General features: G+C 42.9%; 9 protein-coding genes. 2 read left to right on the top strand and 7 right to left on the bottom strand.

Features of this window, described 5'->3' with window-relative positions; genetic code table 11:
• Nucleotides 1-91: 91 nt before the first annotated feature.
• From BXY_RS22820 to BXY_RS22850, 7 genes are all read right to left on the bottom strand, one after another.
• Nucleotides 92-2473 carry an alpha-amylase family glycosyl hydrolase gene (locus BXY_RS22820; RefSeq protein ID WP_008776438.1) on the bottom strand — a complete coding sequence of 794 codons (2382 nt, stop codon included), beginning with the start codon at nucleotides 2471-2473 and terminating at the stop codon, nucleotides 92-94.
• Between the two features lie 17 nt (nucleotides 2474-2490).
• On the bottom strand, nucleotides 2491-3855 hold the full coding sequence (locus BXY_RS22825) for a DUF5115 domain-containing protein (RefSeq protein ID WP_225450259.1): 1365 nt from the start codon (nucleotides 3853-3855) through the stop codon (nucleotides 2491-2493).
• Between the two features lie 23 nt (nucleotides 3856-3878).
• Complete coding sequence (locus BXY_RS22830) at nucleotides 3879-5027, bottom strand: SusE domain-containing protein (protein WP_015533046.1); 1149 nt, start codon at nucleotides 5025-5027, stop codon at nucleotides 3879-3881.
• Between the two features lie 38 nt (nucleotides 5028-5065).
• Nucleotides 5066-6664 (bottom strand): RagB/SusD family nutrient uptake outer membrane protein, encoded by a 1599-nt coding sequence (locus BXY_RS22835; RefSeq protein WP_008645150.1) that lies wholly within the window; start codon nucleotides 6662-6664, stop codon nucleotides 5066-5068.
• A gap of 20 nt (nucleotides 6665-6684) precedes the next feature.
• A complete protein-coding gene (locus BXY_RS22840) occupies nucleotides 6685-9708 on the bottom strand; it encodes a SusC/RagA family TonB-linked outer membrane protein (protein ID WP_015533047.1) in 3024 nt (1007 codons plus the stop codon).
• A gap of 88 nt (nucleotides 9709-9796) precedes the next feature.
• Entirely contained in the window at nucleotides 9797-12007 is a 2211-nt protein-coding gene (locus tag BXY_RS22845; RefSeq protein WP_004312985.1) for a glycoside hydrolase family 97 protein, read from the bottom strand.
• Nucleotides 12008-12205: 198 nt separating this feature from the next.
• Nucleotides 12206-14059, bottom strand: a complete 1854-nt coding sequence (locus BXY_RS22850) for a glycoside hydrolase family 13 protein (RefSeq protein ID WP_015533048.1) — start codon at nucleotides 14057-14059, stop codon at nucleotides 12206-12208.
• Nucleotides 14060-14302: 243 nt separating this feature from the next.
• Here BXY_RS22850 and BXY_RS22855 point away from each other — a divergent pair, with 243 nt between their 5' ends.
• The gene (locus BXY_RS22855; RefSeq protein ID WP_015533049.1) at nucleotides 14303-15898 is read left to right on the top strand and encodes a DUF6377 domain-containing protein; all 1596 of its coding nucleotides are present in this window, start codon (nucleotides 14303-14305) and stop codon (nucleotides 15896-15898) included.
• Nucleotides 15899-15973: 75 nt separating this feature from the next.
• Nucleotides 15974-17374 (top strand): alkaline phosphatase, encoded by a 1401-nt coding sequence (locus BXY_RS22860; RefSeq protein WP_008776432.1) that lies wholly within the window; start codon nucleotides 15974-15976, stop codon nucleotides 17372-17374.
• The last annotated feature ends 23 nt before the right edge of the window (nucleotides 17375-17397 follow it).

Raw genomic sequence — 17397 nt, forward strand, 5'->3', positions numbered from 1 at the left:
GCAATAAATCCCTGCTCCAACATTGTGGAACAGGGATTTATTACATTATTATGGGTTGTTTTCTATGATAACTCTGATTACAACCGTTCAATCAATTGTTTACTGGAAAGTTGGTGTATAACTTGAAGCTATTAGCAGGTATAACAACAGGCTGTTCAGAACTGTTAGTCACATTCAATGTTTCACCATTCAATTCATACCAATCTCCCGTGTTACCAAAGTACACACCTGTATTAATCTGTTCATTCTTGAAATTGCCTACTACAACCAGTTTCTTTGTAGTGGATTCCAATCTTAGATAACGACCTTTATCCCAATCGGAAACACTTACTTTCCAGTCTTTGAATGCGTTGTCGCTGAATAAGTCCGGATTATCATTGCGTAATTTCAGCAAAGTGCTATAAGTGTCGTATAATCCTTTCCGATATTGGTCAGTAAGATAATCCCATTTCACAGGCTTGGCATCAGTATTCTTTTCAGTTCCCATTGTTCCATCGTACTTATACATTATGGAATAATCATATCCTAGTTCGCCAAACTGCCAAATCATTTTCGGTCCTGGAACGGTCAGGAAGAAGGCTGCATTTGTTCCCAGTTGTTTCATGCGGATATCAAGACTTGCATTTTGAAGATTGCCAAAAGCAGTTTGCTTGTATGCAACTCTTTCTTCATCATGGCTTTCCATGAAATTAACCCATCCTTCGGCAGGCATTCCGCTATTTCGCATGTATGAAAAATCAGAATTGCTTGATTCTCCCATTCCGGATTGGCAATAGCTTTCATTCATATTATGCCATAGTTTCATCCCTGCTTTAGCCAATTCTGACTCTTCATCCAAATTGCAGAAGTGTTCGAGAATCATCACTGCATTAGGATTGGTCGTATTCACTGTTTTATAGTAATCTTTCAAGATAACAATACGGGAGTCATCTTTGTTGCTTGCCGTTGATTCATTGCTCTTGTTTTGAGTAAATCCTTTGGTTAAGTCAAAACGGAAACCGTCAAACTTATACTCTTCCAACAAGAACTTCAAGTTACGTTTTACAAATTCACGTACAAGCGGCGATTCGTGATTGAAGTCATGGAATACGCTGAATGGATGCGGAGCATCGACATTGAACCACGGATTATTCTTGGCTGTCTTGCTTTCTTTCGAATTCCAATAAAGTTTAGCAAATGGATGACTGCCAGTAGCATGGTTGTAGACTACATCCAGTAATACTGCAATGCCTTGTTTATGACATTCATCAATGAATTGCTTATATTCCTCTTTCGTTCCATATGCTTTGTCCATTGCAAAATAATAACATGGATTGTATCCCCAGCTATTATTCCCGTCGAATTCTTGTATAGGCATCAGTTCAATCGCATTCACTCCCAGACTCTTGATGTAGTCCAAATGTTTAGTAGCCTCTTTGATTGTACCCGTAGCAAGTTCGGAACCTACTTGTGTGAAGTCACGGAATAGTAACTCATAGATTACCATATTGTCAGGATTATCAATCTTGAAGTCGGATACTTGCCAATTGTAGGATGCCGGTTTTGTTTGGAATACGGAGACAATGCCTGTTGTCTTTCCATTCGGATACTGTATGGCACTAGCCGGATAAACTCCTTGTTCTACAAGATATTTATCGTTCGAGCCATCCAGCACTTTTTCACAATAGGGGTCGCCAATACGAACATTGCCGTCTTTTTCACTACCCATGTAATATTGGAAACCATACTCTTTGGCGGGGTCGATGCCTGTAACGGTGTACCACCAGAAGTGTTTGTCGTTATCACGCTTCATCTGATATTCAGTACTAAGTTCCCAATCATTGAAGTCGCCAATGAGACAAGCATAATCCTTGTAATTGTTATCCGTATCCAAATCGTATAGTGCGAAAGTCACAGACGTTCCGTCAGCCGATGGATGGATACCCGCTTCTTCTACTGGGCAGGCAGCTATCTCTACCGGAGCCGGTGTGAAAGTCTTGTCTCCTGTTACTGTGATAAAAAAGTCGCTGGTTTTCTTTTCGTCAGTCAACGCTTCATCATTGCGGAAGAGGATGCAGACATTTTGAATGTTTGCTGCATTTTCCGCGCCAAACCATTCGCGTACTGTCGGGGCAAGTGTAAAGCACCAAATATTATCCGCCACTTTCTCTGCCTTGTATTTATCTTCATTTACACCCCATTCCGTAGGAACATACATCCAGTCATTGATACCGATGTGAACATATACATCACCTTCATAGCCGTACAAGTCGTCACCGGCTGCTGCTTTATACCAGATTTTACCTTGCTTGTCGCCCTTGAATTTAGTGGGGTAATTATTGATTCCTTCTACCAATTCTTCGATAGACGGCTCGTGATCCAGTTCGGGGATTTCCGGACCGGTGATTAACATCTCATGGTTTTCGTCGGAACATGCTACTATCGTGAATAGACAGAGCAGCATCCAGAATATATGTTTTATATCTTTTTTCATAATGTATTTTCCATTTATTATTCTTTAATGAGGACTAGTCTACCGTTCAGATAGAATTTGATGGTATAGTTACCGGTTGCGTCCATTGAAATATTATCTCCAGTAAAAGGACTGGGTGTATCTAATGTTCCCCCGAAACTAACACCGGAATCCCAACTGGAATTGACGCGGAGTTTAAATTCACCCACAGTCATTTCAGTCTTTGCAGTCCAGCATTTTTCTGTTGCATCATAAGTTAATTCTTTGCCGTTTTCCCATCCTCCTGTGGCTGTACCTATAATATCCATAGATGTTATTTCTGTTGCAGAGGCATACTTGTCGTCCAAATTGACTACAATGTAATAAATACCCTGTGGTAAAGATAAGTTTCCACCATCATTTGTCATACCTTCTTTCGAGGTAAAATAGTCATATCCATAATCAAGTCCGCCATTCGAACCATCCGGCCAATAGGGCTGTGCGGTAAACTTAAAGCCACCGTTCAATTCCGACATTCCCCAATAAGCATTGTTTCCTTCTGGCTTATATAAAGTCGGTGCTTGTGAAGGCTTCCATTCCTGATGATTTCCTGGTATCCATAAATGAGGTGCATCCATTGTTTTCTCAATCTTGTAAGTGCCTTCCATCATGTTGATGGAGATTCTAACTGATTTATAATCGCCACCGGATATTTTGATAGGATTTGCTGTTTCTGATAAAATGAGATTGCCTTCTGGAGCATCGTTGTCTGCATCAACCGCGCCAAGTGATTTGCCTGAGTTGGATTTAATCAGGAAATAGGCATCTTTTGCACCGGTGTTATCTGTAACCAGAGCAGGAACTGTTGTTGTAAAGACTGAATTGGTATAAGGATCACCACTTGTATTAACAAATGCTACATTCTGTTCCCAAGTCAGAGAGCCATTAATATAATAAGCGCTTTCAATAACCGGTGCTTCCGGAGTAACTTTCAACTCATAGCTTTCAGCCGGTGCCGCATATACTGTCTTTCCGACAGCCACGTATGACGTTAATACTGCATTCATGGTACGTTCTACCGGACGGATACCATATATTTGCGCCACTGCATTCTGCAAATCTTCCGTTGCTACGTATCCTTTGTCGTCTACAATTAAAGTCACTTTATTATCTAACTTCATTTTATAGGATAAAGTGGCTTCTTCTTCAACGGCAGGAGCTGTAAATACGGCAACCGCTACGGATTCTTCCTCGACATTTCCAATATTAATCGGGGCTACACCTGTAGCTGTAAAAGTTATTTTGCCGGCAGCTTCTTCCTGTCCGTAAGACTGTGGGGAAGCTACCCCTTCATTAAAATCTTCGTTGCAGGCTGTTAGTGCGGCAGCCAGTAACACGGTTATATATATTGATAATTTTTTCATATCTATCTGCATTTAAGATTAATCTATTTTGCTTTGAAGTAATAGCACTCGTCCAGTTCGTTGAACAGTACAGTATAATCACCCGGTTTGCAACTGATGGTAGCTCCATCAACAAATGAGCCGAATGGGAATACCTCTCCACCCCAAGTCTTGTCGCCGGAAGTAAATTTGGCTTTGCAGCTTGCCGCGATTGTTATGTCGGCATACCATACATGTGAATGCTCCATGGTAACTTTGGTCATGTTTACAGATTCCGAACCATAAATCAATGTGACGGCATCATATTCTGTCGGTTGAGTTTCAAAAGTAGTAGCTTTCATTGTCAGTTTATTTTCAAGCGTATTGAGATGAAGTGTGTACCAGCCGGCCGCATTCACTTTAATATTTTGAGAGTTCTTGTCATTTACCAAATTGGTGAATCCTTCGCTGTCAGCATTTCCCCATTGGTCGTCCCATGCACCGGGAGTAGCCACTACCTTAAATCCTTTATCTGCTGGGATATATCCTGTGTAGGTAAATTCTCCTTTACCAGTATTGGCATCATACGCATATCCTTTTACCAGTGACATCGGGAAATAAGCGGTACCTGCTGCCATTGTCGGATTTCCCCAGGGAACTTCACCGATGAAATCGCCCAGTAAATAATAAGTGGCAGGAACGGCATCAGATATATCCATATAATAAGGTATAACTTTCAATTCAATCGAATTGGAATGTATAGGATACCCTTTATCTCCGATATGTGCGTACAAACGTACAAATACACTCATCGGTTCGCCGTCATAATCATTCTCCGATGTCCAGCCGGCAAGTTTTACGATTGCCTTATTCAATTCCTGTGTGTTGGCATCCACTTTGGCTGATGTAGATATGGAAGGTAGTGTCAGATAAGAGGCGTCTGCCGTTTCCGTTTCATCAGTCCATTTGTCTGTTAAATCCGCTTGCACGGTGTAAGTCACTACGGCAGGATAGCCGTAGTCCGGTTGCGTACAAGTCAACTCGATATTCTTGGATTGATTTAGGTCATAGACGTTGTACGTTGCATTGGCAGGGGTGTTCAATACAAAAGTTGTAGGTTCCTGTATGGTAGGATTTGAGTCCCTGTCATCCTCGCAGGCGGTCAGCAGGGCTGTCGCTACTAGTATGGACGTCAGTATATTTATTTTTTTCATATTACTCTGTTTTTATAAAAGTATAACTTCGGTCTGGTTTAATATTCCGGGTTTTGCTCCAGATTCGTATTCGCATTGATATCATTGGCAGGAATAGGATAAATGTTGCGGAACTCTTTTATTTCAGTACCTTGTTTTTCTCCACCTTTCCAATCCCAGTTATAGTCGGTGTGTCCGCCGAAATCGCCGAAACGAATCAAGTCAATGCGGCGGCGACCTTCAAACCAGAACTCACGCGCCCATTCGTCACGGATGTCCGTCAATGTATATGAAGCAGATTCGGCGGCGTTCGCACGCTTACGGATTTCATGCATAGCGTCTATGGTCTCCTGAGTAGAAACACCATTGTTGGCACGGATACTGGCTTCTGCTACAATCAGATAAGCTTCTGCCATACGAAGAAGAGGTATATCCATATCAGGATTATCCGTATCGCTTGTCAGTCCGTTGTCTGCACGGATGTTCGAGAATTTGGCACATGCGAATCCGTCCGTAAAGCTCATATTGTCTCCTGTCGACGTACTTCTCTGCACTCCGCACATCAAGGCACGGTCATCTTTTGCTGCCACTACCATCTGGTCTTCCAATACGGAAGGAGCATCATTTACGTTTGGGAAGAATTTGGCTACCATTGCCTGACGACAATGCGGGCCGCCCCATCCTTGCTTACTTCCCCAGGGATTCATGCCTGTGTCACTTTTGTGCGTACCTGCAATCAAGAACAGCGAACCACCCCAACTCTTGGTTCTCACACCATCCTGCAAAATGGGAAGTATCACTTCCTGTCTTGCCTTGTTGACATTGCTGCCATCATTATCTGCCATGAACAGGTGTTTGTAGACGGGAGCCAGTTTATAGCCGGAACCAATCACTTTTTGGGCATATTCCTTGGCTTTTCCCCATTGAGGCGTGCCGGTATAGACTTCTGCGTTGAGATACATACGTGCCAGCAATAACCAGGCGGCAACACGGTCTACACGGCCGTAAGTCGTTTGAAGCGGCTGTGCCAGTGTGGCGGTAGCGTCGTCACCGATTTCTTTCAACTCTTCTTCAATCTTCGCGAAAAGATCCGCACGTTGTATTTGCTGAGGCTTCTCTGTCGATACTTTATCGCAATAAGGCGGATTGCCGAACATATCCATCAGGTAATAGTTATTCAAAGCACGGATAAAACGTACTTCTGCACGTTGGCGTGTCGTTTCATCATCTGTCAGTCCTTCCGTTTGTTCCAGGAAGTAGTTGCACAATGTGATGTCAAATGTCAGACGGTAATAGAGTCCTGTCACGATTTCATTGGAAGAACTCCAACTGCAATCGGCAATAGTAGCGACACCGGCATCGTTCCATGAATTGACAATCGCTTCATCTGTCATCAATTGGTTGGCACACCAAGTCATACGGTAGAAAGAGGAAGTACCTTCGTCGATGTCGTCCAAGTCACCGCTTCCGTCGGGGCCTTTCTGACCTGTCAGTCCGAGGGTTCCATATATCTTGTTAAAAACGCTTGCCTGGTCGAATGTCATCACTATATTCGGGTCGATAGGAGTCGCATCCAGGTCACCGATACATGAAGTCACGCTGACTGCCAGTAATAGTGAGGCAGCCGATAGGATTGATTTTATATATCTGAATTTCATAATTGGTATTTTTAGTAGGTTTAGAAATTAAGGCTTAAACCGATTAATGTAGTCAGAGGACGCGGATAAATATTGTTATCCAATCCCTTTTCTACTTCAGGGTCAAGTCCTTTGTATTTGGTGATAGTGAATACGTTCTGTACGGCTGCATATACGCGTCCGCCAATCGGAGCGCCGAACAGCTTTTTGAACGAGTATCCCAAAGTGATGTTGTCACATTTCATGAAGGAAGCATTCTGTACGAAGTAATCGGATAATAAGGTGTTGTCTTTCAGGTTCTGGATATTATTTGCCACTCCCATCAACGGACGGTTGTTGAGTGCGCCGAATGAATAGACAGAGGTTGGGTTGCAGTCGGAACCACCTGCTTCGACAGAGTTGTACACATAGTTGTTCAGGCTGGCGCGCAGTGAGAAACTGAAATCCCATGACTTGTATGAAAGACGGGAAGTAAGTCCCATAAGTACGTCGGCTGTCGGCTTTTTGTAGAAGTAGCGGTCGTCGCCGTTAATCGTTCCGTCTCCGTTGCGGTCTACAAATTCGTTCTCGATAGGCTTTCCATTCTCGTCATACACTTGCTGGTAAACATAGAAGGAAGAAGCCGGATGCCCTACGGCATGCGCCATTGCTTTCATATCACGTCCGCCACCGATATTGTCTCCGGCAGCAACATAATAATTTTCGCTATCTCCGGTAGTTAATTTGGTGATTTCGTTTTTGTTGTAAGTGATATTGAAGCCAAGGTCCCATGTCCAGTCGGTAGTTACAACCGGTTTTGAATTAATAGAGAATTCGATGCCTGAATTTTCTAATGAACCGACGTTGGACAATACCTTGTTTTTGAAGTTCGTTCCGGCAGAAACGAATACGCTGTTCAGCAAATCGGTGGTCTTGCGATAGTAATAATCCACAGCACCGTTGATGCGGTTGTTCAGGAATCCGAAGTCCAAACCTACATTATAAGTGGTCGTCTTTTCCCATTTCAAGTCCGGGTTGTATGCATTCGGGCGGTAAGTGGTTCCTTCTCCCAGGATAGGATAGTAAGCCCCGTCTTTGTTTGTCTCATAAACAGCCAGATACGGATAGTCGCCCGAATTGATATTCTGCTGACCGGTAATACCATAGCCAAGACGAAGTTTTAAATCAGAAAGTACATCAACGTCTTTCAGGAAAGCTTCTTCTTTCAACTTCCATCCCAAGGCAAAAGACGGGAACAATCCCCAACGGTTGTTTTTGTGGAAACGGGAAGAACCATCCTGGCGTACGGTTGCCGTAAACAGGTAACGGTCCAACAGTGTGTAATTGACACGACCGAAGAAAGATACCAGATAACTTTCCGTAGCCGAACCACTTGAGGTATTGTTGTAACGCTGACCTCTGTTCTCTACCACGTTGTTCGACAGCGGATAGAGTCCCCAATATTCCTGGTCGGACGTATCATGGAAGTGCTGCCATTCATAGCCTGCCATTACATCGAAACGATGTTTGTCAGTAAAATCTTTGCTGTATTGCAGGTAAGCATTCAAAGAGAGGTTGTACTTGTCTTTCTGTTCCCAGCCATAGCTGCCATAATAGTTGTTGGTCGAAGAATAGGGAGAGACATCCGTATATTGCTTACCCGTAGAGAGGTCCATGCCACCGTTCACGTGTGCGTGCAAGTCCGGCAAGAAATGAAACTTATAATCCAGTTCCAGATTACCGATTAAAGATTTGGAGATGGCACGGTCGTCCTTTTCTTCCAACAAGGCAACCGGATTACCCGGAGCATTGCCGTTGAAAGTACGTTTCCATGTGTCGTCATTCAAAGAAGAAGCGTCCGTATTCCATTGGAAATATCCGTCGAAATAATATTGATGGTAAGGATCGTCGGAGCGGACGGACTGTGTGGGGTCAAAGCTGACCGCAGAACCTACCGCACCACCGTCAGCGTAGCGGTTCTTGGCAATCATACCTTTCAGGTTGGCGTTTATTTTCAGATGGTCTTCAAAGAAAGAAGGAGCCAAGCTGACAGAAGCCGTATAACGTTCGAACTTGGATGTTTTCACAATACCGTTCTGGTTGGTATAACCGAACGATACACGGTAAGGCATATTCTTCAATCCACCGGAAATGGTGAGGTTATGGTCTGTACTTACGGCTGGGCGGAATATTTCTTTTTGCCAGTCGGTGTTGGCATTTCCTAATTTGCTATAAGCTTCGCTGTCTTCTCCCCAGATGTCTTTGATGAAAGAACGGAACTGGTCTCCGTCCATTACGTCGACGGTAGATTTCACAGTGCTGACAGATACATTGCCGTCATAAGAAATGGTAGGACGTGCGCCTGCCTGACCTTTCTTCGTTGTGATGATGATAACGCCATTGGAAGCACGCGAACCGTAGATGGCGGTAGCCGAAGCATCTTTCAATACGGTAAAGCTTTCAATATCATTCGGATTGACCATAGACAGAGGATTAGCCAAACCTTTCACCCCCTTATTATCCATTGCCAGACCGTCGATTACAATCAGCGGGTCGTTTTCCGCAGTCAGTGAAGAACCGCCACGAATACGAATCGTTGCTCCCTCGCCCGGAGCTCCGCCTTTGCTGATAACGCTTACACCGGCAATCTTACCAGTCATCATGTCCTGTGCGTTGGTAATCAAACCTTTATTTAGTTTGTCCGGTTTGATGGCCGTAACCGAACCGGTCATATCGTTCTTTTTTACCGAGCCGTAGCCGATAACGACTACTGCGTCCAGTACTTGAGAATCATCTTCCAATGTAACCATTACAGTAGAAGCTGCTTTCACTTCTGCTGATTTATAGCCGACGAATGAAACGGAAAGAATAGCATCTTTCGGTACATTCAACATAAAGTTACCATCGAAATCAGTTATTGTTCCATTGGTTGTACCTTTCACCAGTACGTTAGCACCGATGACAGGCTCACCCGTTGTGTCTTTCACATGCCCCTTGACAGCTATTTGCTGAGCAAATGCTCCAATGGAAAGGAAGAGTCCCACCAATAATGTGAGCAGGGCTTTTAGTCTTAAGCTCTTTTTCATGTCTCTAATTTAAAGTTATTTTATCAAAATCAAATATATCTCTCTAAAAAATACCTACTGAAAACTATATTCTCTTCAATCTTATTCCCTAAAATTTCTTTAGTCCTTTTACTTCCGCTTTATCCTTTACTTCCTTGATACTGATGGCATAACCGCCACCGTTGGCAGCGCGCAAGTTCAGTTTGCTTTTGTTTGTCAGGATACCTTTTTTGATGGTATAAGCTTGCGGATTTTCTTTCCAGTCGGCATCTTTAGCATCCGCATAAACAGTGGCAATGTATTGTTTTCCCGGTGTGAGGAAGTCGAATACCAGTTTGGAAGTATGACCGTTCTCACCGGCTGTACAACCTACATACCAGTCGCCTGTACCTTTTGCCTTACGGGCGATAGTGATATATTCTCCCGGTTCTGCTTCCAGATAGTTTGTTTCGTCCCAGTCGATTGCCACGTCTTTGATGAATTGGAAAGCATCCATGAAACGTTCGTAGTTTTCAGGAATATCGGCAGCCATTTGCAGCGGGCTGTACATGGTCACGTACAAGGCTAACTGGCGGGCGATGGTAGAACGTACCTGTGAATTGTTTGCAGGATTCATCTTGTTACAATGAGTTTCGAAGATACCCGGAGTGTAATCCATCGGGCCGCCGACCAAACGGGTGAAAGGAAGTATAGTTGTGTGATATACTTTGTTTCCGCCGAATGATTCGTATTCGGTTCCGCGTGCGGATTCGTTGCCGATTAAGTTAGGATACGTGCGGCAGATACCTGTCGGGCGGGTTGCTTCGTGAGCATTTACCATGATTTTGTAGTCGGCTGCTTTCGTCACTGCATACAGGTAGTGGTTGTTCATCCATTGTCCGTAGTGGTGTTCGCCGCGCGGAATGATATTGCCTACATAACCGCTCTTTACAGAATTGTAACCGTTGTCTACCATAAACTGGTAAGCCTTGTCCATATGGCGTTCGTAGTTGCGGACAGATGCGGAAGTTTCGTGGTGCATCATCATCTTGATACCTTTGCTCGCTGCGTAACGATGTACTTCTTTTACATCGAAATCCGGATACGGAGTGACGAAGTCGAATACATAGTCCTTGCTATTGCCGAACCAGTCTTCCCAACCTTCATTCCAGCCTTCTACCAATACAGCGTCGAACCCGTTTGCTGCGGCGAAGTCAATATAGCGTTTCACGTTGGCAGTGTTGGCAGAATGTTTGCCGTTCGGTTTGGTTTTAGAGTAATCCGTTTCTCCCAGTTTTACGCTAGTCAGTTCGTCGGTATAAGCCCATGAACCTTTTCCGGTAATCATATCCCACCATACGCCGATATATTTCACAGGCTTCACCCATGAAGCGGCATCTGTGATTTTGCATGGCTCATTCAGGTTCAGAGTGATGCGGGATGCAAGAATATTGCGGGCATCATCGCTGACGATAACGGTACGCCACGGAGTATTACAGGGAGTTTGCAGATAACCTTTGTCTCCTTTAGCATCCGGAGTCAGCCAGGATTCGAATACCATATTTTTGTCGTCCAGATTCAGGTGCATACATGAGTAATCGATGAGAGCAGCTTCGTGAAGATTGATATATAAACCGTCATCCGTTTTCATCATCAGTGCAGTCTGTACGCCTGTCTGTGAGAAAGGAGTCTGAGAAGAGTTCGGAGTAATGGCTTCTTTCATCAAACCTCTGATTTCTGACAGGCGGGAGATAGTGTAATCATATTCCTGAGTGTCATAGTCGCCCGGTATCCAGTAAGCGATGTGGTCGCCTGCCATTGCAAACTGGGAATGTTCTTCTTTGATGATGAAGTAGTTCAGAGATTTCTGCTGCGGGAATTCGTAGCGGAATCCTAAACCATCGTTGAACAACCGGAAACGGATAAGGATAGAACGGTCGTTCATGGGCTGATACAGCGTGGCTGCCAGTTCGTTATAATGATTGTGGATTTCTTTTTCTTCTCCCCATACCGGTTGCCAAGTTTCGTTGAATGTGGAAGTCTTGACGTCTTTCACTTCGAATCCGTTATAAAGATTAGTCTTTGAATCAAGTTTTGTCAGATCCCGGCGGTCTACCCAGTCGAAATCTGTGCGGGTATTATCTTCTTTCTTTAATTCCAGTCCCAGGGTACTTGGTTTGATAACCGTTTTGCCTTTATAAATCAAGTCGTACGTTGGAGCACCTTCTTTGTTAACCTGGAAGGTCATTACTAGATTTCCATCCGGCGAAGTGAGTTTCTGTTGTGCATTCGCTATAAACGAGATACAGAAAAATGCGATAAGCAAAAGATTCTTTTTCATTTTATTTTTATGGTATTAAATTGTGAGCTAACCTATGTTTTTATTCCTTTTGTTTCGGATATTGCAAATGTAGCGACCGTCTGAACTGAGTTTTCCAATTAGAATAAAAATACAAGTTAGTATAAACTTTATTATTTTGATTTATAGCTAAATAACTGCTTGGGTACTTCGGATAAATATAAGTCGTAGTGAACTTCTTTAAAAGGATAAAAGGTATATCCCACGGCTCGGAAGTGTTAAATCCTTTCCTAATTCTACTTTTTTATCTTCCAATACATTGTATGCAGAAGTATCAGGCAGTATTTCCCGGTAAGTATCCAAACTGATAGTCTGTTCCCGGTCTGTTCCATTCAGGAGAACAACGACTGATTTATCACCCTGTTTCCTTTCGTACGCATAGATACCTTTACTCGGTGCGAAGTGTTTCAGTTTTCCTTTGGCTATAACTTCGTTTCCTTTTCTCCATTGGAGCAGTTTCTTCAGATAAGAGAAAGCTTCATTTTGTAGCGGAGTGCGGTTTGCCGCATCGAAGTAATTATGAGTATCATTTTGCCAGCCGCCCGGAAAGTCACAGCGAAGTAATCCGTCACCGTTGGCTTTATCGGCAGCCATCAGGATTTCTGTTCCGTAATATATTTGTGGAATTCCGCGTGTTGTCAGAAGGAACACTAATGCTTGTTTGTATCGGTTTAGGTTTTTAGTATCCGCTTCCGAACGATAAAAACGGGAAGTGTCGTGATTATCCAGGAAAGTCAATAGATTCATCGGGTCAGCAAAGACGATATCTTGCGACAGGTATTCGTAAAGCCGGCACAGTCCGCCGTTCCAGTCGGTTGTTTCTTCATCAAAAGCCCTGTTCATATGTTCCATCAATGGGAAGTCCATGACAGTGGGCAGGTAGGTGTTTTTAGGATAGGTCAGTTTGCTGTCTTTTTGCCAATAAGAGATAAGTACATTGCTGCCTAACCAGGTTTCGCCTACAATATTGAATTTGGGATATTCTTCGTTCACTGCCTTGCACCAATGAGCCATCATGTCAAAGTCCGCATAAGGGTGCGTATCTTGGCGGATTCCGTTAATACCGGCATACTCTATCCACCAGATACTGCTCTGAATCAGATAAGTAGCTACATGGCGGTTCCGTTGGTTGAAATCCGGCATAACCTGGCTGAACCAACCGTCAACTGCTATTTTCTTTTCGTAATCAGAAGCATACGGGTCTAGTTGGGTGGCAGTCTTAAAACTTGTCTGCACATAGTTGCCTTTGAAGTTGAACCAGTCTTTGGATGGCATATCCTTATATAGATAGTTTTCACTACCGCAGTGGTTGAAAATCATATCCATGACTACTTTCATCCCTTTGGCATGTGCCTGGTCTACAAGGTTCCGGAATTCTTCATTATTCCCAAAGCGGCGGTCTGCCTGATAATAATCAGTGATGGCATAACCGTGGTAAGAGCCTTCCTTCATGTCATTCTCCTGAATCGGATTCAGCCATATGCTCGTCACACCTAAGTCTGCGATATAATCCAGATGCTTTTCTATCCCTTTGAAATCACCTCCATGGCGGGCGAAGGAGTCGTTGCGGTCTACTCTGGCTTCCAACATTCCGGAAATTATATCATTAGAAGAATCACCGTTAGCAAAACGATCCGGCATAATGAGATAAAGCACATCGCTAGAGTTGAAACCTTCTATCTGAGAAGAACCCGGCTTTCTTTCTTTGAGTTCATAAGGAATTACAGTCTGTTTTTTACCTTGTTTCAGAATCATGTTGAATGTCTGCGGGGCTGCTTCCGAGATATTCAGATAGACAATCAGATAATTTGGATTTTCTAGCTTGACAACCTCTTGCAAGGTGATGTCTTCGGAAGAGATACTGACTTCTGCAAATGCTATATGTTCTCCATATAGCAAAACCTGCAACTCCGGATTTTTCATACCTGCCCACCAAAAAGCAGGGACTACTTTTTTTATGACAGTTGCGGCATATACCGGGCTGCAACCAAATAGTAGTACAAGTAAGATTACAAATAGAAAATTCTTTTTCATGGTAACATAGATTTTAAATGTTTGCTCGGCGAACCGATGTTGCAAATGTAGGGGGATAGGGGAAAGCATTTGGGGACTAGAATATAAATATAAATACTTGTGATGCTCATTTTGTTGAAAATGAATGCATTGCTTGTGAAAAGACTATGAGAAAATACAAGTAGAAATTAAAATTATTTTGACCGTCTGTTTCATAATCATTACTATATTCATTATATTTGTGACATCTTTAAAAAGTAACCTATGAGAAATATAGCCTATATCTTAGCTTTTCTTTTAGTTTGTCCGACTTTACTGTTTGCGACACAGACGGATGATAATGCGGCAGTCCTTAAAAGACTGGATGATATTATAAATAAGAAAGAGACTTTTCAGGTTCAGAAAGAGAAAGCTATTGATGCGCTGAAAATGCAGCTCGCTCATTCGGTTGCTCCTGCTGATAAATATCGCTTGTATGGTTCTTTGTTCGATGCTTATCTTCATTATCAGGCAGATTCTGCACTTTATTATATAAACAGGAGACAACAGCTTCTCCCCCAACTGACCCGTCCGGAATTGGCAGATGAGATAATAATTGACCGTGCAACAGTATTGGGAGTGATGGGAATGTATATTGAAGCCATGAAAGAACTGGAGAGCATAAATTCGGAGAAGCTGGACAAACAAACATTACTATCCTATTATCAGACTTATCGTACCTGTTATGGTTGGCTTGCAGACTATACCACTAATAAAGAGGAAAAGAAGAAATACCTGACAAAGACAGATTTATACAGGGACTCTATCATTGGTATAATGCCGCCCGAAATAAACCGTACGATTGTACTGGCTGAGAAATGTATCGTTACAGGTAAGGCTGATACAGCTTTGGTGATGCTCAGCGACGTGTTGAAGGATGCGGTTGACGAACGTCAGAAAGTCTATATCTACTATACGCTGTCCGAAGCATATGGCATGAAAGGCGATATGGAAAAAGAAGTATATTATCTGATATTGACAGCTATTGCCGATTTGGAATCTTCGGTCAGGGAATATGCTTCATTGCAGAAACTGGCACACTTGATGTATGAACTGGGCGATGTAGACCGCGCTTACAAATATCTGAGCTGTTCGATGGAAGACGCCGTAGCTTGCAATGCCCGCCTGCGTTTTATTGAGGTGACGGAGTTCTTTCCTATTATCGACAAGGCTTATAAACTGAAGGAAGAAAAAGAACGTGTGGTTTCACAGGCAATGCTTGTCAGCGTCAGTCTGTTGTCTTTCTTTCTCCTTATTGCTGTTTTCTATTTGTATCGTTGGATGAAGAAACTGTCTGCCATGCGGCGTGACTTAAGCTTGGCGAACAAACAAATGCAGGCAGTAAACAAAGAACTGGAACAGACGGGGAAAATTAAAGAGGTGTATATCGCCCGCTATCTGGACAGATGCGTCAACTATCTGGATAAGCTGGAAACTTACCGTCGTTCACTGGCGAAGCTGGCTATGGCGTCACGTATTGAAGACTTGTTCAAAGCCATCAAGTCCGAGCAGTTTATCCGTGACGAGCGGAATGAATTCTATAATGAGTTTGATAAGTCTTTCCTGAAACTGTTCCCGAACTTTATTACCGCCTTTAATGAACTGCTGGTAGAAGAAGGGCGCATATACCCGAAATCCGATGAACTGCTGACAACGGAACTCCGCATTTTTGCCCTTATTCGCCTGGGAGTGATAGATAGTAACAAGATAGCCCATTTTCTGGGCTACTCTTTGGCGACTATCTATAATTATCGTAGCCGGATGCGTAACAAGGCTGCCGGTGATAAGGACAGGTTTGAGCAAGATGTGATGAATTTGTAATATGGCATCCGGATAATTTCTTCTTTTTTTTCCTACCTTTGTAGACGACTAATCTAATAATAAACTTACTAAAAAATGAAAAAGTTAATCTACACACTGTTCTTTGTTCTTATCTCCGTTGTTGCAAACGGTCAGGCAAAGTACGTATTCTATTTCATCGGGGATGGGATGGGAGTGAACCAAGTAAATGGTACGGAGATGTATCAGGCGGAAATTCAAAATGGCCGTATTGGTGTTGAACCTTTGTTATTTACTCAATTCCCGGTTGCTACTATGGCAACTACTTTCTCAGCTAAAAATTCAGTAACCGACTCTGCTGCTGCAGGTACTGCATTAGCAACAGGCAAGAAGACTTATAATCATGCAATTTCTGTGGGAGAGGACAAGAATGCTATTCAGACTGTAGCTGAAAAGGCAAAGAAAGCTGGTAAGAAAGTTGGTGTAACTACTTCTGTTAGTGTAGATCATGCTACTCCTGCCGCATTCTATGCACATCAACCCGATCGTAATAGATATTATGAAATAGCTTTGGATTTGCCAAAAGCAAATTTTGATTTTTATGCAGGTGGTGGTTTTCTTAAACCGACTACATCTTTTGACAAGAAAGAAGCTCCAAGTATTTTCCCTATTTTTGAAGAAGCCGGATATACAGTAGCACGTGGCTACAATGACTATAAGGCAAAAGCTGCAAAAGCAGAAAAGATGATCCTGATTCAGGAAGAAGGTGCTAATCCATCTTGTTTACCTTATGCTATCGATCGTAAAGAAGGTGATTTGACTTTAGCGCAGATTACAGAAAGTGCCATTGATTTTCTTACTAAAGATAATAAGAAAGGGTTTTTCTTGATGGTAGAAGGTGGCAAAATAGACTGGGCGTGTCATGCGAATGATGCTGCTACAGTGTTCAACGAAGTAAAGGATATGGATAATGCTATCAAGGTAGCTTATGAGTTTTATAAAAAGCATCCGAAAGAAACCCTTATTGTCGTTACTGCCGACCATGAAACAGGTGGTATCGTGCTGGGTACAGGAAAATATGAATTGAACCTGAAAGCATTGCAGCATCAGAAACATTCTGCTGACGGACTTTCACAACGTATCAGCGAATTGAGAAAATCAAAAGGCAATAAAGTGACTTGGGAAGATATGAAAACATTCTTGGGCGAAGAAATGGGTTTCTGGAAACAATTCCCTATTTCTTGGGAACAGGAAAAGAAATTACGTGATGAGTTTGAAAAATCATTCGTGAAGAATAAAGTCGTATTTGCTGAAAGTATGTACTCTAAGAGTGAACCGATGGCTGCACGTGCTAAGGAAGTGATGGATGAGATTGCTATGGTAGGTTGGGTAAGTGGCGGTCACTCTGCCGGTTATGTACCTGTATTTGCTATCGGCGCAGGTTCTCAACTGTTTGGAGAAAAGATTGATAACACGGAGATTCCTAAAAGAATTGCGAAAGCAGCCGGATACAAATAAATATCGGTAAAGACATAAAAAAC

Source organism: Bacteroides xylanisolvens XB1A (genome assembly GCF_000210075.1).
Lineage (GTDB): Bacteria > Bacteroidota > Bacteroidia > Bacteroidales > Bacteroidaceae > Bacteroides > Bacteroides xylanisolvens.

Coding starts and splice junctions, on each gene's coding strand:
- BXY_RS22820 (WP_008776438.1), bottom strand. CDS start 2,473: ATGAAAAAAGATATAAAACATATATTCTGGATGCTGCTCTGTCTATTC.
- BXY_RS22855 (WP_015533049.1), top strand. CDS start 14,303: ATGAGAAATATAGCCTATATCTTAGCTTTTCTTTTAGTTTGTCCGACT.
- BXY_RS22860 (WP_008776432.1), top strand. CDS start 15,974: ATGAAAAAGTTAATCTACACACTGTTCTTTGTTCTTATCTCCGTTGTT.
- BXY_RS22830 (WP_015533046.1), bottom strand. CDS start 5,027: ATGAAAAAAATAAATATACTGACGTCCATACTAGTAGCGACAGCCCTG.
- BXY_RS22850 (WP_015533048.1), bottom strand. CDS start 14,059: ATGAAAAAGAATTTTCTATTTGTAATCTTACTTGTACTACTATTTGGT.
- BXY_RS22835 (WP_008645150.1), bottom strand. CDS start 6,664: ATGAAATTCAGATATATAAAATCAATCCTATCGGCTGCCTCACTATTA.
- BXY_RS22825 (WP_225450259.1), bottom strand. CDS start 3,855: ATGAAAAAATTATCAATATATATAACCGTGTTACTGGCTGCCGCACTA.
- BXY_RS22840 (WP_015533047.1), bottom strand. CDS start 9,708: ATGAAAAAGAGCTTAAGACTAAAAGCCCTGCTCACATTATTGGTGGGA.
- BXY_RS22845 (WP_004312985.1), bottom strand. CDS start 12,007: ATGAAAAAGAATCTTTTGCTTATCGCATTTTTCTGTATCTCGTTTATA.